The organism is Levilinea saccharolytica, from assembly GCF_001306035.1.
Classification (GTDB): Bacteria; Chloroflexota; Anaerolineae; order Anaerolineales; family Anaerolineaceae; genus Levilinea; species Levilinea saccharolytica.
Genome location: NZ_LGCM01000015.1, coordinates 1 through 21,769 on the forward strand (window position 1 = coordinate 1; position 21,769 = coordinate 21,769).

Annotated in this window: 23 protein-coding genes; 8 read left to right on the plus strand and 15 right to left on the minus strand. The window is 48.2% G+C overall.

Annotated elements, in window-relative coordinates; translation table 11 throughout:
* Positions 1-352 precede the first annotated feature (352 nt).
* From ADN01_RS03655 to ADN01_RS03680, 6 genes are read left to right on the plus strand one after another with little or no spacing between them, the layout of a single operon-like run.
* Positions 353-784 carry a Chromate resistance protein ChrB gene (locus ADN01_RS03655; RefSeq protein ID WP_062419228.1) on the plus strand — a complete coding sequence of 144 codons (432 nt, stop codon included), beginning with the start codon at positions 353-355 and terminating at the stop codon, positions 782-784.
* Positions 781-1,206, plus strand: a complete 426-nt coding sequence (locus ADN01_RS03660) for a chromate resistance protein ChrB domain-containing protein (RefSeq protein WP_062419227.1) — start codon at positions 781-783, stop codon at positions 1,204-1,206. Before ADN01_RS03655 ends, ADN01_RS03660 begins: the two co-directional genes overlap by 4 nt.
* A 16-nt stretch (positions 1,207-1,222) precedes the next feature.
* Positions 1,223-3,085, plus strand: a complete 1,863-nt coding sequence (locus ADN01_RS03665) for an ABC transporter ATP-binding protein (RefSeq protein WP_062419226.1) — start codon at positions 1,223-1,225, stop codon at positions 3,083-3,085.
* Complete coding sequence (locus tag ADN01_RS03670) at positions 3,078-4,892, plus strand: ABC transporter ATP-binding protein (RefSeq protein WP_062419225.1); 1,815 nt, start codon at positions 3,078-3,080, stop codon at positions 4,890-4,892. The genes ADN01_RS03665 and ADN01_RS03670 overlap by 8 nt, the downstream gene beginning before the upstream one ends.
* Positions 4,893-4,909: 17 nt before the next feature.
* Positions 4,910-5,836, plus strand: coding sequence for a phosphotransferase family protein (locus ADN01_RS03675; protein WP_062419224.1), 927 nt, complete (start codon positions 4,910-4,912; stop codon positions 5,834-5,836).
* Positions 5,837-5,851: 15 nt separating this feature from the next.
* Positions 5,852-6,286, plus strand: a complete 435-nt coding sequence (locus ADN01_RS03680; protein ID WP_062419223.1) for a chromate resistance protein ChrB domain-containing protein — start codon at positions 5,852-5,854, stop codon at positions 6,284-6,286.
* A gap of 108 nt (positions 6,287-6,394) precedes the next feature.
* On the opposite strand, the gene ADN01_RS03685 is transcribed toward ADN01_RS03680, so the two are convergent.
* Positions 6,395-7,078 (minus strand): class I SAM-dependent methyltransferase, encoded by a 684-nt coding sequence (locus ADN01_RS03685; RefSeq protein WP_062419222.1) that lies wholly within the window; start codon positions 7,076-7,078, stop codon positions 6,395-6,397.
* 141 nt (positions 7,079-7,219) lie between these two features.
* Between ADN01_RS03685 and ADN01_RS03690 the strand changes: the two genes are divergently transcribed.
* Positions 7,220-7,816 carry a TetR/AcrR family transcriptional regulator gene (locus ADN01_RS03690; protein ID WP_062419221.1) on the plus strand — a complete coding sequence of 199 codons (597 nt, stop codon included), beginning with the start codon at positions 7,220-7,222 and terminating at the stop codon, positions 7,814-7,816.
* Positions 7,817-7,838: 22 nt separating this feature from the next.
* Here ADN01_RS03690 and ADN01_RS03695 read toward each other — a convergent pair whose 3' ends face one another.
* The 10 genes from ADN01_RS03695 to ADN01_RS18720 form a co-directional block, all read right to left on the minus strand.
* Positions 7,839-8,180 carry a metal-sensing transcriptional repressor gene (locus ADN01_RS03695; RefSeq protein WP_082142901.1) on the minus strand — a complete coding sequence of 114 codons (342 nt, stop codon included), beginning with the start codon at positions 8,178-8,180 and terminating at the stop codon, positions 7,839-7,841.
* A gap of 35 nt (positions 8,181-8,215) precedes the next feature.
* Positions 8,216-10,153, minus strand: coding sequence for a heavy metal translocating P-type ATPase (locus tag ADN01_RS03700; RefSeq protein WP_062419220.1), 1,938 nt, complete (start codon positions 10,151-10,153; stop codon positions 8,216-8,218).
* Positions 10,154-10,467: 314 nt separating this feature from the next.
* Positions 10,468-11,778: a hypothetical protein gene (locus tag ADN01_RS03705; protein ID WP_062419219.1), complete on the minus strand. Its 1,311-nt coding sequence runs from the start codon at positions 11,776-11,778 to the stop codon at positions 10,468-10,470.
* The gene (locus tag ADN01_RS03710; protein WP_062419218.1) at positions 11,760-12,302 is read right to left on the minus strand and encodes a hypothetical protein; all 543 of its coding nucleotides are present in this window, start codon (positions 12,300-12,302) and stop codon (positions 11,760-11,762) included. The genes ADN01_RS03705 and ADN01_RS03710 overlap by 19 nt, the downstream gene beginning before the upstream one ends.
* Positions 12,289-12,729: a single-stranded DNA-binding protein gene (locus ADN01_RS03715; RefSeq protein ID WP_062419217.1), complete on the minus strand. Its 441-nt coding sequence runs from the start codon at positions 12,727-12,729 to the stop codon at positions 12,289-12,291. The genes ADN01_RS03710 and ADN01_RS03715 overlap by 14 nt, the downstream gene beginning before the upstream one ends.
* A 65-nt stretch (positions 12,730-12,794) precedes the next feature.
* Complete coding sequence (locus ADN01_RS03720; RefSeq protein ID WP_062419216.1) at positions 12,795-14,930, minus strand: DnaA N-terminal domain-containing protein; 2,136 nt, start codon at positions 14,928-14,930, stop codon at positions 12,795-12,797.
* Positions 14,931-14,941: 11 nt separating this feature from the next.
* Positions 14,942-15,190, minus strand: a complete 249-nt coding sequence (locus tag ADN01_RS19150; protein WP_147239102.1) for a hypothetical protein — start codon at positions 15,188-15,190, stop codon at positions 14,942-14,944.
* A 5-nt stretch (positions 15,191-15,195) separates the two neighbouring features.
* Positions 15,196-15,891 carry a hypothetical protein gene (locus ADN01_RS03725; protein ID WP_062419215.1) on the minus strand — a complete coding sequence of 232 codons (696 nt, stop codon included), beginning with the start codon at positions 15,889-15,891 and terminating at the stop codon, positions 15,196-15,198.
* Positions 15,892-15,899: 8 nt separating this feature from the next.
* On the minus strand, positions 15,900-16,670 hold the full coding sequence (locus ADN01_RS03730; protein ID WP_062419214.1) for a ParA family protein: 771 nt from the start codon (positions 16,668-16,670) through the stop codon (positions 15,900-15,902).
* 11 nt (positions 16,671-16,681) lie between these two features.
* Positions 16,682-17,272 (minus strand): hypothetical protein, encoded by a 591-nt coding sequence (locus ADN01_RS18720; RefSeq protein WP_082142900.1) that lies wholly within the window; start codon positions 17,270-17,272, stop codon positions 16,682-16,684.
* Between the two features lie 518 nt (positions 17,273-17,790).
* Between ADN01_RS18720 and ADN01_RS03740 the strand changes: the two genes are divergently transcribed.
* Entirely contained in the window at positions 17,791-18,804 is a 1,014-nt protein-coding gene (locus ADN01_RS03740; protein ID WP_075070928.1) for a tyrosine-type recombinase/integrase, read from the plus strand.
* Positions 18,805-18,875: 71 nt separating this feature from the next.
* Here ADN01_RS03740 and ADN01_RS03745 read toward each other — a convergent pair whose 3' ends face one another.
* From ADN01_RS03745 to ADN01_RS03760, 4 genes are all read right to left on the minus strand, one after another.
* Complete coding sequence (locus ADN01_RS03745; RefSeq protein WP_075070929.1) at positions 18,876-19,085, minus strand: AbrB/MazE/SpoVT family DNA-binding domain-containing protein; 210 nt, start codon at positions 19,083-19,085, stop codon at positions 18,876-18,878.
* Positions 19,082-19,438, minus strand: a complete 357-nt coding sequence (locus ADN01_RS19155) for a hypothetical protein (RefSeq protein WP_075070930.1) — start codon at positions 19,436-19,438, stop codon at positions 19,082-19,084. The genes ADN01_RS03745 and ADN01_RS19155 overlap by 4 nt, the downstream gene beginning before the upstream one ends.
* The gene (locus ADN01_RS19160; protein WP_152974003.1) at positions 19,407-19,841 is read right to left on the minus strand and encodes a helix-turn-helix domain-containing protein; all 435 of its coding nucleotides are present in this window, start codon (positions 19,839-19,841) and stop codon (positions 19,407-19,409) included. Before ADN01_RS19160 ends, ADN01_RS19155 begins: the two co-directional genes overlap by 32 nt.
* Before the next feature lie 62 nt (positions 19,842-19,903).
* On the minus strand, positions 19,904-21,364 hold the full coding sequence (locus ADN01_RS03760) for an AAA family ATPase (protein WP_075070932.1): 1,461 nt from the start codon (positions 21,362-21,364) through the stop codon (positions 19,904-19,906).
* Positions 21,365-21,769: the final 405 nt, after the last annotated feature.

Below are 21,769 nucleotides of genomic sequence, written 5' to 3' on the forward strand. Positions count from 1 at the left end.
CCAGTTATGATAAAGGAGGTCGGTCGGCATTGGTTTACTCCGTTTCTAAAATGCTTCCGGAAAACCTATTTTAGTGGAGATCTGGTGCCGATCAACTATTCTTTTGTTAAAGTGTCAGGTGGCTAGTGTTCCCGGAAAAGGAAGAAAACGTAAAGCATAAATGAGAGAGATAGAAAAAATAGGACTTAAACAATTAATGAGTATCAATGTAGAAATTTTCTTGAAGTTTCGGCCGGTGATGGCTGTACACAATTATTAACTCGTGAAATTGACGGGGATTACCAAAAAAATATATTAGTTATGAAGCTACGTGATATAATAATGTAACTCTTGTTACATTATTGGCGACTCAATGATCACCTGGCTTCTCCTCACATACAAACTCCCTTCAGATCCCTCAGCGCGGCGGGTATATGTCTGGCGTAAGCTTAAAAAGCTTGGCGCGGTCACCATCTTCGAGGCCGTCTGGGTGTTGCCAGATTCACCACGCACACACGAACAATTCCAATGGCTGGTGGCCGAGATCCAGGAGATGGGCGGCGAGGCTATGTTCTGGAAAGCACACGCGGAATTAGCTAGCCAAGAACAGGAATTAACCTGCCGTTTCTCCAAACAGATAGACGCCGCCTATCAAACTCTATTGGAGAGAATTGAACAGCCCGAGCCGAACCTGTCAGTGCTGGCTCAAGAATACCAACAGATCGCTCAACGCGATTACTTCCATTCGCAATTGGGGCAGCAGGTTCGTACTCGTTTGTTGGCTTCCAGAGGAGACGAATCATGAAATGGGTAACCTGGCAGCACATAGGTGTAGATCGCATGGCTTGTATCTGGTTGATTAAGCGCAAGATTGATCCGGAAGCGGAGTTCATCTTCGTTCCGGCCGGCGCCAAACCCCTACCAGAAGGAGCCGAACCCTTCGACATCCCCGGGACACGTTTCAGCCACCATCGCGGACACTGCTCTTTCGTGGCACTGCTTAAAGAACATCAGCTGAAAGACCCTGTTTTACAGAAGATCGGTCAGATCGTGGATGAGGCGGATGTGGTTCAGGAAGTTGCCCTCGAACCGGCTTCCCCCGGGCTAGACCTGATCTGCCGCGGGCTGTGCCGGACCAGTCGGGATGATAACGAGGCTCTGGAGCGGGGCTGCCTGGTTTTCGATGCCTTGTATGCCGAGTTATCGAGCTCCAATTCACCCTCTTGAGGGAAAAGATTACTGAATGAAACATTATCTGTGGGATATTCGCCCGTATTTTCGTCAGGTTGCCGGTGAGTTGGTGATTGGTTCGATCTGCGGTATCCTGATGAACACCATGATCGTCCTGCCAGCGGTGCTTCTGGGGCATGCCATCGACGTAACCCTTGCATTCGATAAGGGTCAGGCCAGCCTGAACGACGTCACTTGGGCTGCCCTGGCTTTCCTGGGGGGAACGCTGGCGACCCAAGTTCCGCGCCTGGGCAAGCGCTGGTGGTTGATGACCGCCAACGCCCGTATCCGCGCCAACCTGCGTGCGGATGCAATGCGCGGAGTCCTGGCCTGGCCGATGGAACGGCTGCATGCCACGTCGATTGGAGAACTCATGGCCCGGATCGTGGCGGATGTCGAAGTGCTGGGGGTGGGCATCCGTGAATTTACCATAGAAATGTGGGACACGGTGCTCTATTCGATCTCATTTATAGTCACGATGTTCATTTATGACCCAGGGCTATCCCTGCTTGCGTTGCTGCCAGTGCCTTTTGCCATGCTGCTAGCCCAGGCTACCGGACGGTGGGTGCGCACGCGCACTACTGCCGCCCGTGAAGCCAATGCCAACCTGACCACAATTCTTCAAGAGCAATTAGCTGGCATCCGCGTACTAAAATTGTTTGGGCGTAAAGACGCCTCAGCCAAGAAAGTAGAGCAAAAATCCAATAATTTGGTGGAAGCCAATCTATCCGTTGTTCGATTGCGTGAAGGCTTAAAACCAATCTATTCAACCCTCATGGTGGCTGGGATTATCCTGGTAGTAGCAATGGGCAGCCAGCGGGTAATTGCCGGTGCAATGACAGTGGGCGCCTTTGTCGCCTATATCCAGCTCTTTTTACAATTTACCGGTCGTGGTTATCGCATTCCCCAGTTGTTCAATTCGGTTCAATCCGGTGGCGCAGCTTACAAACGCTTGAAACCATTGCTCGCGCCAGCACGCGGCGTTGCGAATGAACCGCACAATGCTTCGTTTCAGCCGGATCGTATCAACGGTCTGGACGAACCGCTTCCACCATCTCCGGCCATAGAACATCAACCGCTGGCGGTTTCACTCGAAGATGTCACATTCCGTTATCCCGGTGCTCCCCAATTGGCTTTAAAAGGGGTGAGCCTGAATATTCCCGCTGGAGCGTTCGTGGCGATCACTGGACCGGTGGGCTGTGGAAAAAGTGCTTTGCTTCGAGCCGTGTTGGGTTTGTATCCCTTGGAGCATGGTCAAATTCGGATAAAAGGGCAAAACCTTAATGAAATTCCGTCGGAAGTGCGCACCGCTCAGATTGGCTATCTTCCTCAGGATCCATTTTTGTTCTCTGGTTCGATTCGTGAAAATATCGCTTTTGGGCAAGACGAACAAAGTGAAGAGTCCAGGATTTTGCAGGCTGTCAGAACAGCCACTCTTGAAGAGGACTTGCTGACCTTCCCCGCGGGTTTGGATACTCAAATTGGTGAACTCGGTACGCGCGTTTCGGGAGGTCAGCGCCAACGGATAGCTCTGGCACGCAGTCTGGCTGCTACGCCTACAATTCCTGGGTTGTTAGTTCTGGACGATCCATTCTCCGCTGTTGATCTTGACACTGAAGCAATGTTGATCGAATCCTTACGACAAACTTATGGGCCAGATGCACCAAAGGGTCTTCAAGCTACTGTGCTGCTTAGTTCACATAGGTTGGCGGCATTTCCACACGCTGACCGCATCATCGTCCTGGATCAAGGGCGAATTTTGGAAAGTGGTTCCCACGCTGAATTGATGGACGCCGGTGGACTGTACGCGCGAATCTTCAAAGCACAGGCGCTGGTTTCGCTAACCAACGGTCGGACCGGAGGTAAATATGCCTGATTCTCGTGGTGAATCGACATCCATCCGGTCTACCACCCGCCAACAATTGTTGGTGATCTTGGCACCTCGCAAGTTGCGTATTTTGGTCATCGCCATTACCATCTTGACGGGTGCTGGCCTGGAATTGGTTCCACCTTTGGTGCTGAAACAAATCATTGATAATCACCTTACCCCTGGGAATCCACAAGGTATCTGGGGGTTGGCGTTTGTTTACCTGGCTTCAGTAGTCGGTGTGCAATCTCTGGGATTTCTTACAAGTTATTTAACAGCGTTGACCGCTCAAGGTGCGTTGAATGATCTGCGTGTGCGTCTCTACAGGCATTTACAACATCTGCCCATTCAATATTACGATCAGAACCCATTGGGCGATATAATCAGCCGCTGCACAGCGGACGTGGACACCGTAGATACGTTGTTTTCATCCGGTGTAGCCGGGTTGGTTACTGATCTGGTCCGACTTGTAACCGTTTCTTTTGCGATGATCGCTCTAAGTCCGATCCTGGCATTGATCTCTGCTTTGGTCGTACCTCCTTTGTTATGGATTACCAATGCCTTCCGAGTGCGTATCCGTGATGCCGAACGAAAAAATCGCATCGCCGTAGGACTTCTCAACACCCACCTGCAAGAAACGTTTGGAGGGGTGGAGGTGATCCGCGCATTCGGACGCGAACCAGTCATCGTTGCGCGCTTCCGGCTGGTGTTGGAGAAAACTCTTAAAGCCTACAACCTTTCCGCAAAATTTTCCGCACTGTATACCCCCATCATGCAGATCCTGATGGCCATTGCGATCACCCTACTGCTGTGGGGTGGTGCACAGGCTGGATTACATAAAGTCGAAATCAGCCTGGGCACATTGACCGCCTTTGTGCTGCTCTTCAAACGTTTCTTCGATCCAATAACTTCTGTCGGAGAGGAATGGCAAACTGTGCAGAGCGCTTTATCTGGCGCCGAGCGAATTTTCCAGGTGCTGGATCTGCCGGTGGAAGAAGAAGCCATGTCCGAATCTGGCACTCATATTAAGCCAACTGGCGGTATTCTCGTCAACGATATGACCTTTGGTTATTTTGAGGATCAACCAGTCTTAAATCATGTGACGCTCAAAGTTGCACCCGGTGAACATGTTGCCCTGGTTGGACGGACTGGCGCGGGGAAGAGCAGCATCTTGAACCTTCTGGGTGGACTGTATACTCCCTGGCAGGGTGTTATTCAGGTGGCAGGACTCGATCCACACCAGATTCCGGAAATAGAACGCCGGCGTTTCATCGGGGTGGTGCCGCAGGCAGTCCAGCTGTTCAGCGGCAGCGTACTGGAAAACCTAACTCTGGGCGACCCGGATGTGCCGGAGGAAGCGGTCGAGCGTGCTGTCCACATCGCCGGAGTCGAAGGACTGATCCAGTCCCTTCCCAAGGGCTATGACACGCAGATCAGCAACGGCGCGGGTGAAGGCGTCCAGCTCTCATCAGGCCAGCGCCAAATGTTATCCCTGGCTCGTGCCTTGATCTGGGATCCGGCGGTACTGCTGTTTGACGAGGCAACATCAGCCATCGACAGTGCCAGCGAAGCTGCTTTCCGCCAGGCTTTACTGGCTGAGACTTCTCGCCACCAGCGGGCTATCCTGACGGTGGCTCACCGACTCTCGACTGCCCGAGAAGCAGACCGCGTGATCGTGCTCGAAAATGGACTTATTTTGGAAACCGGCACCCCAGCGGAGTTGATCCACAAAGGAGGGCGTTTTGCTGCCCTGTTGGAATTGGAAGCTGCCGGTTGGGATTGGCGTGCAGATGCATCGGATACCGTTAACTCTTAAAATCAAGGAGACATAAAATGGCGAAAGACTATTATTTCCAGCCCGAAGCCCTGGATTCTATATTGAGTGAGGATCAGGTGCTTGCGTTGGTCCGCCAACACCTCCCTGCAGCCCAGCACGTAACGGCGGTGGATGAAACTGGCGGTGAAGCACGTACTTACTGCATCGATGATGCCTACATCCTTAAAACCCAGCGTCCACACCAACTACGCCCTCGCACAAGCCTGAAGAAAGAGGTGGTTTTTCTACAGCAGTTGGAGGGGGTGAAAGGATTGAACGTTCCAAGGGTTGTCGGGTATGGGCATCCCGAGCCTTTGATCGAATATACATTGATGACACGCATGCCTGGAATAGCTTTTCGAAATGCAAAACTTGATGGGGATTCGCGGCAAAAAGCCCTCAAAGCCTTAGGGAGTATGCTTCATAAGGTTCATAACATTCCTCAGGAAGTGCTGCGTGAGAGCAATCTATTCTTCGGGGATCAGTCAGGTGTGGATATCCTTTGGCGGATGGGTAATGTGTTCGATGATCTGACTGAAATGATTCGCCGGGATGGAAAAATCTGGAATTATCCCCTCGCGCCTGAGGTCATCGGACGCCGCGTGATGCGCACGCTGCCAACCAAAAGTCACATTGTTGCGCTGCATTCAAACCCCGGACCGGAGCACACCTTTGTGGATCCGATGACAGGAGAATTAACGGGCGTCATCGATTTTGGCGATGCTTATTTCAGCCATCCAGTTATTGATCTGCGCCGTTACCGCGCCCCAGCTGACCGCGCGGCCGTATTGGCCGGCTACCTGGACGGGGGGGCGGTGGACGATGACTTCATGGCCACTTGGCGAGTAGCTTGCGCTCAAAGCGACATCACGGCGATTGCCTTTTCGCCCGAGCTTCAGGCTGCCGCCGCTGCGGAGTTAGATCAAATTTTATCTGAGATCTAGAAAAGGAGAAATGCAATGAAATGGGTGACTCGTTCACATGTGCATGTCGACCGCGTGGCTTGCCCGTGGTTAATTACCCGCTTTATCGACAATGAAGCGGAATTCCTGTTTGTCCCTAAGGGAGAAATCGACCGGGTTGTAAAGGAAACTGGCGCGATTCCCTTCGATGCACCGGGAGTCGAGTTAGGTCACCACGATGGACGCTGCTCCTTCGAATCGATACTGCTCAAATACGACCTGAAAGAACCTGGGCTGGTGCGCCTGGCTCAGATCGTTCATGCCGCGGATATTGACGAGGATATTGACAAAGAACCCATCGCTCACGGGTTGGAAGCTATCGCGACTGGCTACAGCCTGCGCTACCCGGAAGATATGGAGAACCTGGAGCACCAATTCGAGGTTTATGACGGATTGTACGCCTGGTGCCGGCTACAAGTGGCAAAGAAATAAAGGATGAAGTATTTCCATCATCGAAAGTATTCTCCATAGAAATGCTGAGGATGGATTATGGTAAAGAAGTTTTACTACCCGGATAATTTTTATTAGCGGCGTGGATGATTAGCGAGAATCACTTTTATTTGCATATCCACGAATATATGCGAGGATGGAGAGTCCCAGTATTGAGAAATTGACTGGTGCACATTCCAGGTCGGAAAAACCAATCCTGTTCATTAGGGGGAGCAATTCACCTAATTCGTGTTCCAGACCGCCCGAGAAAATTACTCGTTTTGCGATAGCCTGTTGTAATCGATGTGAAGGCATGGCAAGATCTACAATTAGCATTCTTCCTTTTGGCTTGAGAACCCGGTATATTTCTGCGATCCCTTTCTGACGAGTATCTTCAGACATATGAAAAATCATGAAACTAGCCATTACCACATCGAAAGTGTTGTCAGGAAAGGGAATATCGTTTATTGTTCCCAATTTAAAGCTGATATCCAAATTAGATTGCGCAGCTTTTTGCCGACTGTATTCGATCATTTCAGGAATTACATCAATCCCATACACTTTACTGTTTGGACCTGATATTTTTTTAGCCATCAGAGTTAATGAACCTGTACCACAACCTACTTCAAGTACAGAGTCTCCTGCCTTGATTCCAGCCAGTTCGACAGTCCGTTGACGCAAAACCTGCTCTCTCCCTAAAGTCATCTTACGCATATATGCATCGTAAGTTGAAACCATTGGTACCATCGGCTTGTTTATTTCCAGATCTTCCTTAGTCAATTTCAATTCTTCCATTTCATAGCTCCCTTGTGTTGACAGAATGTAACATATGAGACATACTGTTTCATATCAATTACCAGAGAGTTTAACGCACTTGATTCCAAGAAGCAAGTATCAAATAACGGTAATTGTCACATATGCAACAAGGAGTAGAAAATGTCTCAATCTGTGAATGATTTGCGCGTAACACGTTCACAACGATTTATACGAGAAGCCTTGATCGATTTAATTGAAGAACGAGGTTTTGATGCACTCAGCGTTGGCGAAATAACCGCAAGAGCAATGGTTAGCAGAGCGACATTTTACCGCCACTACCGGGACAAGTATGACCTGGTCGAGCAAATCTACGCGGAAGCCATGCAGGCTTTGTTTGGCGCGATAGCCGTACAAGAGACAGTCCACTCCCCGCAAATCTGGGTGACGTTCTTTGACCATGTTGCCGAATATGACCGGTTGTATGGCGCACTGCTTGGCGAGAAAGGTAGTCCCTGGTTCGTGCGCAAGATGCGAACCTCTTTAATCAACCTGATCAAAGAGTTTGGACGGGCAGCTCCCCAATGGCAAAGCGATTCTGCTCATCCCATATCCCTTTACCCGGCTGAGGATGATCTCATCCCGGATGTTATAGCGACCATGTTTGTGGAAGCTATCACCTGGTGGCTGGAACACGGCAAGCCATTTCCCCCTCAGGAGATGGCCAGGCGAGGAGTTGCCTTGGTCGGAGCCATTTTTAAAGAAACCAGCACCTGGTAAGCAGGTGCTGGAGGTCGATGAGTTAACCGATGAATTTATCCAGTGAATTCTTCAAGTCTTTCAAAGCCCGTTGATAATCTTCTTTTTCGACGGCATCCACCATGCAGGTCTGCAGATGATCTTCCAAGATGACTCGACCAACGCTGTTGAGAGCTGAACGCACTGCTGCAATTTGTGTGAGAACATCCGGGCAGGAAGTATCGTTTTCAACCATACGCTTGATAGCCCGCACGTGCCCTTCAATTTTTGCTAATCGTGCGATCACTTGCTGATGGTGTTCATGCCTTTGCTCGTGATCAATAGATTGAACGACTGGTTGATCATCGATTGGTTTCTCTATATCATCTGTAAATTCTATATCCATTTACATCTCCAAATTCCCATTATCGACGGTCTCTACTAATTTGCATGTTTCTTACGATAATTAATCAGTCGTACAGAGTTGGCTAATACAGGTAAAGCTGATGTTTCGTGCATCAATGCGCCAACAACTGGCCCGATGATACCAAAACCACCTAAAACGACGGAGAGCAGATTCATTCCCATTGAGAATATCACGTTTTGGCGGATAACACGCAATGCGCTGCGGGAAAGATCGATAATCTGGGGAATCCGCTCAATCTCATCTGCCATCAGGCCAATATCTGCGGTCTCCAGAGCCACGTCCGTCCCGGCCAGCCCCATTGCGATACCGATCTCTGCCGCGGCCAGCGCCGGGGCATCGTTGACGCCATCGCCCACGAATGCCACTTTCTTGCGCTCATCCTGAAGATCGCGGATGATACGCAGTTTATCCTGCGGTAACACTTCCGCAAAGACTCTGTCGATACCCAATTCTTTTCCAATCCGATCAGCAGTACGCGGGTTGTCACCGGTAATCATAATCACCTCGCGGATTCCAATCCGCTTAAGCTCAGCAATAGCTTGCTTGGCCTCCTGCCGGGGAGTATCCGCCAAGGTGATCAAGCCGCGCAGGGCGCCGTCCACAGCAACCGGTATGACCGTCTGTCCCTGAGCTTCAAAACTTTGAATGCGTCCATCGGCTTCTCCTGCCCAGACCACCCCATGTTCACTCAATAAAGCCCGGTTTCCGATCACCACCTGGCTCTGTTTCACCCGACCGGTGATGCCGTAGCCAGGTAACACGGTACAGTTATCTGCTTTTGTGATTTTGATCTGTCGCTCCTGTCCGGCCAAGACAATGGAGCGGCCAATCGGGTGTTCACTGTCACGTTCTACAGCAGCCGCCAACCCCAGAATTTCGTTTTCGTCCATTCCATCCAACGGGATGACCGATTGGACCACCGGACGACCGTGAGTGAGCGTACCAGTCTTGTCAAAGGCAACCACATCGACCTTCCCGATTTGCTCGATGACTGCGCCGGATTTTACGAGCATACCGCGTTTGGCTGCATTGCCGATTGCCGCCACCACCGCAGTCGGGGTGGCCAACACAAGCGCGCAGGGGCACACCACAACCAGAACGGTAATCGAACGGGTAATATCTCCACTCAGAAGGTAAACCAGGACCGCGATGCTGAAAGTCACTGGCACCAGGATGCGCGCATACTTATTGGCAATACGCTGTACCGGCGCTTGGGTCTTTTGGGCTTCTTTGACCAGTTTGACAATTTGCCCCAAGGTCGTATCTTGACCCAACCGGGTAACCTGGATTTCCATCCCACCGACTTCATTGAGCGTGCCGGCAAAAACTTCATCCCCGACCTTCTTCTCGACCGGCATCGACTCGCCGGTGATCGCGGATTGATTGACTGAACCAGAGCCGCCCAGCACCTGCCCATCCACACCGATGCGTTCACCGCTGCGTACCAGCACCTTTTCGCCAAATTGGACCTGTTCGATGGGGATCGTGATTTCTTTACCGTCGCGTATTACCACAATCGTTGCAGGAACCAGTTTAGCCAGATCCTTTAATGCATTGTCTGCGCGAGCGATAGTCAGGCTTTCCAACCAATCCCCTATGGCAAACATGAACACCACCAGCGCAGCCGCGCTATACTCACCAACAATAATCGCAGCGATCATGGCAACAGAGGCCATGAATCCAGCAGTAATGTCATGGTTGATGAAAACTGCCTTGCCAGCTAATAAAAACAAAGGAATTCCACCAATAACTGCCGAACCCAGATATAGCCATTTACCAATTTCAGGTCGTCCAAAAACAGAGACTAGAAATCCAGCGAGAAGTAAAACCGCATTAATAAATGCAATAATTGTGTCCCGCGATAGCAGGAAGTCGCGATAGCGCATAAAGAAATTGGGGTTGCTTGCCCGACAATCGACACAGTCTACAGATCCAGTGATTTGATTTTCCATGAAGAACACCTCATACTTCTTGAAATAACCCCCTAGGGGGGATAGGGGATATTATAATCGCAATGTAATGATATGTATAGCTCTTGAAAAAAATGTGCGAACTTTTCTAGGAATAATGGTGGATTATAAGAAAAGAGCCTATGTTTTTGATCAATATACTTAATAAAACAAAGGATTATTTTTCAGGCAAAGGCATATGGATTGAATACTTTACGGATTATTTTGTTTTTCTATTGTCAGAATTTCCATCCAGCACATTCTTCCCCCTTAAGACTCTAGAGGAACAATGTTGTCAGAACGGAGTGCACATCGTTCTATTTTTCATTACCTTTTCTTTGAGAAAACCAGATGCTACCATCCTTTGTTGCTCTCTTCCCATTTCGTAATCCATGAAGGTTTGTCAGAAAAGAGCTGTAGTTTAACCCACTTAATGCAAGATTGATTTCTCCCTGAATAGCTCTCTGGCAGTTTAGATTATCGCAAAATACATACAGGTTTCCATTCGAGGCTTCGTAAAACTTCATCCATTTCATTTTTCGGGATATTTGATCTTTACTCACATCCCGTTCTACTTCGACGAATATTACCTCGCCTGTTTTTGGATCCACAGCAACAATATCTGGGATATACGTTTCACCATTGGATAAATTAATTGCTTGTGCCCGCCCTTGAATTCTGTAACCCTCCTCTACCAGGATTTCCCCGGCCTGAATATTCAGGATAGTATGTTCCGGTGATGAATGATGCCGAATAAGGGTATCAAATTCATTTTCCTTGGGAATTTTGCCAGTTAATACCTGGTATGCAACCTGACCCTCCCGAGTCAAATGCAGTACTGCAGGTTGATTTCCACCCGAGCTGGAACCTTGCTCAACAACACCACTAATTTGTTCAACCAGGATTGGGAGTTCATTCCCTTCTGGTGCCATTAACCAATTCAAGGCTTCATCCAGGTTTTTATTTGCGACCGATAAGGAAAGGCGGTTTGCCATCTGCTTTATGATGGATGGTCGTAAAGCAATCCCCATTTCGCCCATCACTAAAATAACAGCTGATGTTTTTTCAAAGTTCTTGGTGGACTGCCAGGTTTTCACCCAATCTGGAACAGGTGTAAGGTCCCTCGATTCATCATTATCTGTTTTTGGGGGTTGAATGTTCCGATCTATATCATCTTTCTGTATCTGTCGAAGGGCAGCTAAGTGGGCTTCCAGTGCCGTCTTCTCTGCCTGCAATTTCTTTTTCGATTCCTGAGTGGCAATGAGCTCTTGTTCCAGATCAGAATATTTCTGATTGAGTTCCATCAAGCGCTGCTTTATCTCATTTATTTCCACTGGCTCAATTTTCTTCGATGGTGACCCTTGCAAAGCTCGCAGCCGAACATGAATCAGATAGGCCAGGTCATCATCGCTAAACGATTCCAGGGGTCGGGTCGCTTTTTCGCAGGATTCATCGTAATCCTGATCCAGAAACCTTAAAAGTATGACAAGATGCTTGTGGGCATTTTCCCATAATTTCTGAGCATTGGCTTGCATTTTTTGCTCGTGCTCCTCACTTTGCCCGATGATTTCTCTGGAGATCCGATTAGACTGATTGCGTTGGAATTCTTCTAACGTGAGATCAGCCACTTGTTTTTCTCCAATTCCGACTTCATCTGCCGAGCATCTTCGAGCAATTGGATAGCCTGGTCCTGATTTTCTTGCTCTGGCGCGCTGACCCACTTTAAAGCGCTGCGAGCAGCTTCAAGATAACTCATTGTTGTCGAGAGCATTTGCTCATGCATCCCCATGCCAATTGGGGGCACTCGTGTCCGATCAACCTGTTGAGCAAGTTCAACAGCGTGCTGGAGGGTTTGTTGGGCGGATCTGGACTGTGAAAAGAGATCGCCTTGTTGGTCCGCAGCAATGATATGAGCGATCTCGCCATCCAAAATGTTCAACTCAGATATCCATGATTGTGCTGCCTTTCTGTAATCTTCCACTGCTTTGACCTCCGGCAGGAGAAGTACTGGTTTTCCCTGGTCATCCAAAGGGGAGACAAAGGCACCAATAATGGTAAAAAACACCGCAAGGCCGAACAGAATCCAACCAAGCTTTTGCAGTTTTTCTTCAGAGATCTGGATTTCCGGTTCACTAGGATTATTCACTGTCATGGCCTAACTCTCCAACTTCAAGGATTTGTGTGATGATTTCCAGATCGGTTGCTGAATTTCGTTTTCCACGTTGTTTTAATTCTGCGATCACTTGTTTTCCGCGTTCATAATCAATATTGCGGATAAATTCAACCCGTTCAGCGACAACTTCAAAAACAGGAGTCGTCGTGTTTGGCCGGTAACGCAGTTGAATATGCCCTTCAACACCGATTCGACTACCTTTCTGAACATGTCCGTATACCAATTCAGCCAGGGTGCCATAAACCAGCACTCTTAATCCCTTCACCGGTTTTGATTCCGGGCTGCCATCGATCATCAGGTACAGGCGAACATAAGGGATAGGGTCCTGATTCTGAGGGCGTAAATAATCAAAATAGATATCCCCAGTGATGTCACCACGTTGCCACGTAAGATTTCCTTGCGCCATAATTTGTTGTCTCCTTTTTATGAGTTTGTGATTGAATTCAATTCCCTTTAAAAGGTACGATTGCCCTAATTACTCATCCACCCTGTTTCCTCCCCGATTTCTAGAACCAACCCCAATGCATCTGCTAAAAGCCGGATCCGATCCCTTTTTACATCCGCAAATAGCATTCGCCAATTTTTGTCGGTTGGGGAATAAAAAGTGAACGACTGCTCAATCAGGCGGGCAAGATTTCGCGGTTGTAACGCTGCCAAGCGTTCACTGGCTCCACCGGCACCGATGCCAGGATTCTCTTTTAGCTTGGCAATGGCCAGACTGTACGGATTCTGGATGTTGGCTTGGGAAGCGCCATGAATGATCCAGGATACAAAAGGTAAAGCATTCTTTTCTTGATCGAGGAAAGACTCCCGATTTTTCTTGTCTGCGCGCGCCAACAATTTTTCCAATGACCAATTTCCACTCGAATCAGTTACCGCTGCCACCGATTGATTAGTTGGATTGTTCAGCAAAATCGATGTATCTTGGGTAGAGGAGGTATCTTTTTCTTTTGGGGAATCTTTAAAGCTTTTGAGAATCTTTAAAAGGGTCTCAAAACAACCCTTGGCTTCCAGGTCGAGCGTCGCAAAACAATCATTGAGGATACCCTTGAGAGTCTCAGAACAATCCTTGGTTAAATCTGAGAGTCTCAAAACAACCTTTGGTTCTGTTTTGACAGTCTCGAAACAACCATTGCCCAATAAAGTGATCCAAGAATCTAATTCGTCTTGAACACGATAATCTTCTGATTTCACAAGAAGGGACGATACAGCCTGTTGGATGGTTCGGTGTTGTGGTGTGAGAGGATCCACCCTCTGTACCTTGAATTTCCAGCTATAACAGCCCTCAGAATTGATCCGATGATCGATTCGCTCAACAAAAAGAGCTAAAAACTCCTGAAGACGTTGCCGGCGAGAAAATTCATCAACGGTCCGATCACTTAGTTCATCCTTGCGTTTTCCTCTTTCTATCCAGGCTGGTAGCCAATTCGCCACCACGCGAGCGTTATTGATCCCTAGACGATTTGCGATAGCTTGATATCCACCCTCAATCCAGACTTCATCTCGGATTTCACCTGTCTCATCATTGAAGTAGCACAGATTGCGCAAAATCAGGATAAACATGGCAGCATCGGCTCCGAGAACCGGTAACCAGTTTCTGAGGAAATACCAGGTAACCAGGATGAAATCCCCCTGGCCCAACAATCGGCCCGCAAGCTGATCTGCCAGAGTTCCAAGTTCTCCATCGAGCCTGTGACCAATCAACTCCCGGATGACATCCTGAACGGTTAAATAGTGTGGAATCATTTTGCCGAAATCTTCCTGAGGCAAGCGTACCGGATATTGCAAGATGTCCTTCGGATTGGTGTTGATAGCGATTTGCAGAGCAGTCTGAGGGGAATCCTGGATCCCATGAGCCAGTAAAAAAGTCTTCAAGTCTTCGGCGTCCCCGGGTGTCAATGGGTATTCAAAAAGTTCATATTTATTGGAGGACTTTTTGGCTCTGCCTGAGCGCTTATCTATTTCATGATCGGTGTCAATTTTTCTCGCAAACCATCCCAGACTACTGCCGGGTTGCAGTAAGCGAAAGAATTGAGCCCGGCTGATCCCAGCCCATTGGCAAATACGCTCAGCCCGAACGGCAACTTTACAGCTCCCTTTTCGCTCCTTTCCACTACTTGCCAGGTAATACTCCTGCCATAATGCCATGATCAAGAAAATAGTTTGCGAACCAACGTACGGCAGCCAACGCAGGTAATAAACCGGCAAGCGAACTACCCGGCTTGGCTCTATTAGAAAATTCCGTATGGAGCTGAAGTGGACATCCAACGCAATGACATTGTCCTCAGAATCTTCTTGGTCTAAATCCTCTTCCTGAAAGAGATCATCCCCATCACCAATTTCCTGATCACTGACGACAAAACGAACCTTTACTTCTCTGTTCATCACCCCCATAAGGAATCGCTGTAAGGTGGTCGTTAATCGGTTTTCTAACCACTCACGGCCATACGCATTTATGCAGCCGATCACAAAAGTGTCATCTGAAAAATCCACCAGATGGGTTGGTTTCACCCAGGTGCTAAAAGCCGCCCGCGACATATCCATTTCGAGGTTCGCAATTGCCGCTTGCCAGGCTTTTTCCGGTGAAAATTCAATAACTGCATTCATAAAAGAAATCCTTATCGATAAAAAAAATCAATATCGAATAAAGCGAGAATTACAGCTCTTTTTGGAAGCACGGTGATTATTCCATTTCTTCCTGAAAAGACCCCTTTACGGGCTTCCTGTGGTATCAACGTCAGCAACTCCGTCTGCGTCAACGTCTGCGGCGTGTCAGCAGTGCGTCTGCGGCACGTCAGCATGGACGCAGACGGAGTTTTTGGAGTGAAATTGAAATTGTTGGTTTTCCAGGAAAGGTCAGGGGTCATTTGTATCACTCTAGAAATAATGTCTTTCCTATTGTTTTAGGGGATGGTTGCAGGACTAGGCTTCCATTGTGAAAAGCCTGTGAACCTTCCATTACGAAAAAACAGACAACTTCTCCGACCGGTAAAGTATGCTCCCGCGCAATCGACCGAACTTCTTCCTTTAATAAAGTTGGAATTCGAAATGTCGCCCTTATTTCCCATTGGGGGGTGGCTTCTTGGTCTTTCTTGGATTTTTTCTTTTGGGTCCCACCAGCTTTCTTTTCCGGGACTGGGAATGCATCGGCTAACCATTTATGGTTTGTCGGTTTTTGAGCAGGCAAGATGGTATTTCCTTTATCGCCTTCAGAGTACAGGGTCATTCGCTGCGCCTTGGGGTACGCTAAAAGTTTGATCTCTCCATCGCGGTAAAGCCTTGCGCCAAATTCAAGGAACGCCCTAAAGATTTCATCTCTAGGAACTGAAAGAGACTGAGCATCTTTGGTAATCAACTCCACAACCTGCCGAGGAATTCCCCGGTACGTCGCAGTTTCGAGCCGATGTTCCTTTTCCCACTTACGTGATCTTTTCTTCCTGAGATCTGCTGTGGGAATTAAATCCAAGGGCTGTTGTTGGACCATCTTGGATCCTTGCTTTTGATCCTCCTCATCCTCGATTATCGGATTAGGATCGCGTAGTCCTGTAAATGCGTCGCGCCTGGCCATGGTGTCCTCTAGTATTTCAACACGAGAGCTGCTAAAGATTTATATTCCTCAGCTGCCCGCGTTTCTGGTGCATACTCAAAAATGGTCTTTGCTTCAGACCAGCACTCACGCAAGACAGTCGCCCGATGAATGGGAGAAAGCACCTTGTCGTTGAATGTTTCCTGCAGATCCTGCAGGGAGTCGCGTGACTCGTTGGTACTATCAAAGAAGGTTGGTAATATTCCCAGCAATCCGCCTTGCCAATTCTTTTTGTCCCTCAAGGTTTGGATGGTCGTGATTGTCTTTGCTAACGAATCTAGTGATGCGAATTCTGTTGCAGTAGGAACAATTACCAGATCAGCCGCCCAGATTGCACGCTCCTGTAAGCCGCCCACAGATGGGGATGTATCGAAAATGATGTAGTCAAACCGGTCTTTAGTGAATGTTTTCAACAGCCCTTTTATGTAGGAGATCGGTTGATCCTGGACACCCAACATCATTTGCGCAGCGGAGGTCATTGAGTTGCCTGGAATCAACTGCAAGAAATCACGACCTGTCTCACGGACCCATTGGCGAATAAATGTTATTTCACTGGGAGAGCCTGGTTGTGTTGTCAAAAAATAATACGTTCCCATTTGGCTATCCATACCCAACTTGGTTGCGCATTGTCCTTGTGGATCAAGGTCAATCAATAATGCTTGTTTATTTTTCAGAGTGAGAGCATGTGCCAGATTTACAGCGGTGGTTGTCTTTCCTACCCCGCCTTTTTGGTTTGAGATGGTGATGATTTTTGTAGTCATTTGATCTCTCCTTAATCGATAAATTGCAGCTGTGTTCGGCCTTCATGACCGTGGACAGAAATGACATCTTCGAGAGTCTGATAAACACCCATAGCATAAGGTTCCCTGAGCCAATGAATGACTGCCAAACCGCTGCTAAATACAGTCCCTTCTGCTACCTCGCCAGTCCCTGAAACACCAGTGAGGTCTTCCACTCGAATTAACATAAACCTACGCATCTGACTGTTTGAAGGAATTTGATTAGGTTTTCGAGCCATACTTTCACCTTTAGCTTGGTTTCTGCATCCTGTCCGCCGGCTGCGATCACGGACTCTTGGCTTTTTCTGAATGACTTTGGAATTTGTCAGATCCATCAACAAGCCATCTATATAAGAAAGGCGGCATCCTGAGGTAATGTGTTCAAACACGATTCCTTCCGGCCAGGTTGATTTCTCGTCCCGGTTGAGGCGGATATCGATCATTCGAAATAACCTCCCAAAGAACATCCCTGGATCATCATCGACCCTGGTTGGATCCACAATGACTTTCCAAACGTAACCTCGAAGTTCAACGGGGTTCTTTTTATCTTGAGCAATAAAAAAATCTAAGTCTTTACCTGGCATCTTGAATGGCTCTCCGAACCTTACAAAATAAGCCGGCAAACAGGTGCGCAAATAGACGGGCAGGGGAAAAGGATTAGCCCTTACCTTATGCAGGCTTAATGAGATTGTGGAACACCCATGACTGGGGAATCAACAACTAATAGTACGATGCACGATTATTGAATCAGGGAGGACGCATCCCCCATGAGAAAATAGATTTGAATAAATTGAATTGGAAAGAGGAATGAAGAAAAGCTAGAAAAACTACTTGACGAACCCACGTAAAACAGATACTATACGAATATCGATTAGCTACCGCAGCGTGCCCGGCAAGCGTGGACCAGAGTTCGTCAGGTCGGCTGATTTGCAGAGCCCGCCGCACAAATGGCACGGATTCAGGATTTTGACTCATAACCCGGAGGTCAGTGGTTCGAATCCACTCCCCGCTACTAGAGAGAACCGTAGTCCCTGGGGCTACGGTTTTTTGATAGGCCTGAGGGTCGATGGTTACGAAAAATCACTTTTAGGAGGATTTTTCGATGAACCGTAATCCCTCAGGCTTGTTATTTTCTCTTTGTATTGACGGTTTCGTCAAATACAAAACCGCCGAAGGCTTAAGCCAACGGACGGTCGATTCGTATGAGTGGGTGCTGCGTAAGTGGATGGAAAAGATAGGCGATCAACCGGTAGGGAAGATCACCTCTGCCGATGTGCTCGATTACATGACCTATCTGCGTACCGAGTATGTTCCCCACACCTTCGCCAAACCGAATCCTGCGCATGAGGCACCAACGCGCAAACTCTCCCCCAAGACACTGCGAAACCACTGGATCACTTTCAAAGCTTTCTTCGGTTGGGCGGTTGCAGAATTCAAAATCAAGAATCCCATGGAAGGCATTCCGGGGCCGCGCTACAAAGAAGCACCGGTAGCCGCATTTACTCAGGAAGATCTTGCGGCACTGCTTAAAGCCTGCCTCTACTCGCGTGAGTACAATCCAATCAATCGCCATAATTTTGTCACCCGACGACCATCCGCCAAAAGAGATGAAGCCATGATCATGTTCATGTTGGATACCGGTTTGCGCGCTTCCGAGCTTTGCAGTTTGAAAATCGGCGAACTGGATTTGCGCACCGGTAAAGTTGTCATCAAGCATGGAGACGAAGGTGGGGCAAAAGGCGGCAAAGGGCGCACGGTGTTCATCGGAAAGAGCACTCGCCGGGCTGTATGGCGCTATCTGGCTGACCGCGAAGATCGCGATGACCCAGAATCGCCAGTATTTATCAATCGTGGCAATCATCCGTTTAACTCCAATAGCCTGCGACATTTGATCGTGCGCCTGGCTGATAAAGCAGGCGTCAAAGGGGCTCATCCACATAAATTCCGGCATACTTTTGCAATCACTTACCTCCGTTCAGGTGGGGATGTCTTTACCCTGCAAGCCCTCTTAGGCCATAGCTCATTGGATATGGTTCGTCATTATGCTCAAATCGCTGAGATGGACATTGAACGAGTGCATCGGAAAGCCAGCCCAGTAGATAACTTGAGGTTCTAAAAACGATTATTTTCTCTTTACGCCAGAGCTGGAGGATGGGATTCAATAAACCCTTCCTCCAGCCATTCAGGTTAATTCCGTTTTTGGGCCTGGCAGGGAAGTTTGCATGTTGGCCGGAGCGACGGCGAATCGCAGCATTCCTTGCGCGCCAAAATGATTGAACCATTTGCCATGACTTCATAATCAAGGCAGTCACCAGGTTGTAAATCCAACAGGTAACGAACCTTTTTAGGGATTGTGATGGCGTTGGTCGCGGTAATGATTATCGGTCGTTTTTTCAAATAATCACCTCCTTTCCTTCCGAGATTTCTGAAATTTTTAAAATCCAATTCAGCCGGATATTTTGAAACTCAATAGGGAACATGGCTTTCACCCACAAGAGGAAACGCTGGTTGGTATTCAAGATGCTCTGTAATTCTGCCTGATCCAATCCTTTCTCGACTTTCTGAAAAAGGAAATCAGGGAGACTGGTGTTGATAGTCGGCACCGATCCAAATGGTTGTGAGCCAGCCCAGAGAAGCAGCGCTTTAAGATGCTCGAAATCATTAGAGATCTGAAGCGATGAACGCCCATGAACTTCCCGTGCAAATTTCAAGAACAACTTAACCTTGAGATAGTTCTGGCGATCCAGCATTCCAAATCCCGCGATTGACAATCCCGCCGCAGATGGGACATATGCCTTTCAGATGGCTCAGGCGGCCTTTGACAGGGTGAATTTCCCCATTTTGGATTTTGACGATGGTATTGCAGCGCATGCAAAAGCCTTCACCCGCTTGAAGCGGATGGGTTGGTTTCTTTCTAGCGTTTCGTTGACTGTCAACCCAGGCGGCAAATTCCCTGCCGTTGATCCAGATATGGTTGTATTCATCCCGGCTGTGTGGTGCGCCATGGTTGAGCCAATCCCGCAAGGTGGTTTCAGGAACGTCCAAGTCTTCAGCAATTTCACGCGGTGTGTATAGCATGGGCAGCAAACCGGGTGCTTTGATCAAGACATTCCTGGAAATCCGGCAATTTGAGCTATTTTGGCTTTCTGACATTCTTCTCCTTTGTTATTTGTAAACTTTGCAACGAACGAACATACGCCAGCCATGCCAACCCCTTAAGAGTATGGCGTGGCTGGCGTATCCTCTTCCCATTGATAGGTGTTGAATGATCCTCGTTTTGTAACTCTGATTCGCGGATCATTATTGAGTTTTGAAAATGCCCGGTCTATCGTCCTGGCACTGCTGTTGATTTGAAGCGCTGAAAGGAGCTCGTTCTTCTTGAATTCCTGCGCTGGTACGGTTTGCAGATATTCCAGAATATCCGCAAAGATCAATTCCGCCTGACCAGGAACGCGCACCAGTTCAGAAGCATTTGTTTCAGAAAATCGAAGCGCGATGCTCTCTTCGGTCGATTCAATTTGAAACTGTAACTGCGCAGGTGGTAGGGATTCACGCACCTTTTGTGGAATGATCGTTCTCAATGAGTGTGCTGAATGCTGGTTTTCATGCGCAACCACAATGGCGGTATCGACAGACCCTAAAATATCGGAGGAGCCCCGGACGCGATAGGAAAGATCGGTGTTTCCACCCTTATTGAGGTGATGAATCAGAATAAAAGTCGTACCGGTCTGGTTAGCAATTTCACGCAATGCGTTCATCATCGGTGAAATTTCTGCGACCGAATTTTCATCAGCGCCAGGCATAAACTTGGCCATGACATCAAAAATGACTACTGAGGCATCCAATCGATGAATGCGTTGACGTAATGCCAGCGCTTCGGAAGTGACTTTTAAGTTAAGCGGGGAAAAGTCGAAAATTAAGTTAGCAGGCGGTTGAATGCCCCGCGCGTGGCACAATTTGAGAACACGCGAGCGCATACCCCGGTAGCTACCATCCAAGAAGTGATACAACACTTTGCCCTGGGTTACCGGCCGGTTATCCCATGCTAAACCCGAAGAAGCAATGCCAATCGCCAGGTCCAGAGCGAGAAAACTCTTTCCTGCTGCCGGCATACCGGCGATCAAGTTGATTCCACCAGCCATAATCCAGTCTTTGAGGATCCAGGTCAATTCACCCATCTCCGACAAACACAATTTCTCTGCGGTCATAACCATTCGCTCCGTGACTCCCGACAAGGCGGATGAGCTGATAAAAAATTCTTCCATTTGCTGCAGAGCTTCAGATAACGGTTTATCTTGAATAGCATTTTGCGCAAGGTTTGTAGCGACCTCCAACGCTTTTCGCTTAAATGCTTTTTCACGCACGATCTTCGCGTAAGACTCGGCGTGCATGGAAGTCGGAGTTGCATTGAGCAAGCCCATGATATATGCCGGCCCACCAATTTCCTTTAGTTTTCCGCTGGTATTCAAGGCATTACACAAGGTGACATGATCGATCTGTTGCCCAGATTCCAACAGGTGATGCATTGCTTCCCAAATCCAGCGGTGTGAGTCGCGATAGAAATACTCCGCTTTTACGAAGGTGACCAAATCTTCAAATAGATAAGGTGCAATCATGATCGAACCGAGCAAGGCCTGTTCGGCTTCAATATCTCTGGGCGGAATGGGATCTGGCATCAAAAACTCCAAATGGTTTGATATTTACTACTTTCGACAACGCATAGATCGTCTGGGAAAACGAAAAGCGACCGGCACAACAAAGTTCTTTGTTATGCGGCCGCTCCTACGATTTGATTGATGCCCAAGGAGATCAGCGACCTAAGATGGTTACATTTTTATTCTACAAATAAATCAGGCATGATCCAAGGTGGGCAGAGATCAATTTACTCTTTATCCTATTGTTTGGCTGCGGGTTTCAAAGTCTAGAAAAGACAGAAGTATATTTTTGATAAAACGATTGTGCAAGGGTTTTTCTGTAGGATTGGTCAGGTGACCCAATTGGATTTTTAAAGAACCTTAAGAATTGAACATCGAAAGATAGACTTTGCCTGTCTGCCACTCTTCATCGATCTCCATCAGAAC

Coding starts and splice junctions, on each gene's coding strand:
- ADN01_RS03685 (WP_062419222.1), bottom strand. CDS start 7,078: ATGGAAGAATTGAAATTGACTAAGGAAGATCTGGAAATAAACAAGCCG.
- ADN01_RS18720 (WP_082142900.1), bottom strand. CDS start 17,272: ATGCCAGGTAAAGACTTAGATTTTTTTATTGCTCAAGATAAAAAGAAC.
- ADN01_RS03670 (WP_062419225.1), top strand. CDS start 3,078: ATGCCTGATTCTCGTGGTGAATCGACATCCATCCGGTCTACCACCCGC.
- ADN01_RS03665 (WP_062419226.1), top strand. CDS start 1,223: ATGAAACATTATCTGTGGGATATTCGCCCGTATTTTCGTCAGGTTGCC.
- ADN01_RS03660 (WP_062419227.1), top strand. CDS start 781: ATGAAATGGGTAACCTGGCAGCACATAGGTGTAGATCGCATGGCTTGT.
- ADN01_RS03680 (WP_062419223.1), top strand. CDS start 5,852: ATGAAATGGGTGACTCGTTCACATGTGCATGTCGACCGCGTGGCTTGC.
- ADN01_RS03725 (WP_062419215.1), bottom strand. CDS start 15,891: ATGGCCAGGCGCGACGCATTTACAGGACTACGCGATCCTAATCCGATA.
- ADN01_RS03715 (WP_062419217.1), bottom strand. CDS start 12,729: ATGGCGCAAGGAAATCTTACGTGGCAACGTGGTGACATCACTGGGGAT.
- ADN01_RS19150 (WP_147239102.1), bottom strand. CDS start 15,190: ATGACCCCTGACCTTTCCTGGAAAACCAACAATTTCAATTTCACTCCA.
- ADN01_RS03700 (WP_062419220.1), bottom strand. CDS start 10,153: ATGGAAAATCAAATCACTGGATCTGTAGACTGTGTCGATTGTCGGGCA.
- ADN01_RS03695 (WP_082142901.1), bottom strand. CDS start 8,180: ATGGATATAGAATTTACAGATGATATAGAGAAACCAATCGATGATCAA.
- ADN01_RS19160 (WP_152974003.1), bottom strand. CDS start 19,841: ATGTCAGAAAGCCAAAATAGCTCAAATTGCCGGATTTCCAGGAATGTC.
- ADN01_RS03690 (WP_062419221.1), top strand. CDS start 7,220: ATGTCTCAATCTGTGAATGATTTGCGCGTAACACGTTCACAACGATTT.
- ADN01_RS03655 (WP_062419228.1), top strand. CDS start 353: ATGATCACCTGGCTTCTCCTCACATACAAACTCCCTTCAGATCCCTCA.
- ADN01_RS03740 (WP_075070928.1), top strand. CDS start 17,791: ATGAACCGTAATCCCTCAGGCTTGTTATTTTCTCTTTGTATTGACGGT.
- ADN01_RS03720 (WP_062419216.1), bottom strand. CDS start 14,930: ATGAATGCAGTTATTGAATTTTCACCGGAAAAAGCCTGGCAAGCGGCA.
- ADN01_RS19155 (WP_075070930.1), bottom strand. CDS start 19,438: ATGCTGGATCGCCAGAACTATCTCAAGGTTAAGTTGTTCTTGAAATTT.
- ADN01_RS03710 (WP_062419218.1), bottom strand. CDS start 12,302: ATGACAGTGAATAATCCTAGTGAACCGGAAATCCAGATCTCTGAAGAA.
- ADN01_RS03675 (WP_062419224.1), top strand. CDS start 4,910: ATGGCGAAAGACTATTATTTCCAGCCCGAAGCCCTGGATTCTATATTG.
- ADN01_RS03730 (WP_062419214.1), bottom strand. CDS start 16,670: ATGACTACAAAAATCATCACCATCTCAAACCAAAAAGGCGGGGTAGGA.
- ADN01_RS03760 (WP_075070932.1), bottom strand. CDS start 21,364: ATGCCAGATCCCATTCCGCCCAGAGATATTGAAGCCGAACAGGCCTTG.